This window comes from Pseudomonas viridiflava, assembly GCF_900602065.1.
Lineage (GTDB): Bacteria > Pseudomonadota > Gammaproteobacteria > Pseudomonadales > Pseudomonadaceae > Aquipseudomonas.
In genome coordinates, this window is record NZ_UWFN01000059.1 from 1 (window position 1) to 442 (window position 442).

Annotated in this window: 1 protein-coding gene; it reads right to left on the reverse strand. The window is 64.5% G+C overall.

Annotated elements, in window-relative coordinates; translation table 11 throughout:
* Nucleotides 1-442: NAD(P)-dependent oxidoreductase (locus EE949_RS00985; RefSeq protein WP_277423360.1), on the reverse strand; the 442-nt coding region annotated here is incomplete at both ends.

Here is a 442-nt window from a genome sequence, read left to right on the forward strand (position 1 = left end):
GCAGGGGATTGCCTGCGACCGGAGGCTCAACGCTCAGCACGTCCGACGCTGCGCCGCCCAGATGGCCGTTGCGCAGTGCGTCGGCCAGGGCCTGTTCATTGATCAGCCCGCCGCGCGCGGTGTTGACGATAAATGCATGAGGTTTCATCAGACTCAGTTCGTACGCGCCGATCATGTCGCGGGTGTTGTCGTTGAGCGGGCAGTGCAGGGTGAGCGCATCGACCTGGGGCAACAGTTCTGTCAGCGGCAGGCGATCCGCACGCGCTGGCCGACCTGGAATCTGCCCCAGCAACACACGCATGCCGAACGCCTCGGCCAGCCGTGCCACCGCGCCTCCCAGTTCGCCGTGGCCCAGCAGGCCCAAGGTCTTGCCTTCCAGCTCGACGATCGGAAAATCCAGCAGGCAGAACTGCTTCGATTTCTGCCACAGTCCCTGATGCAC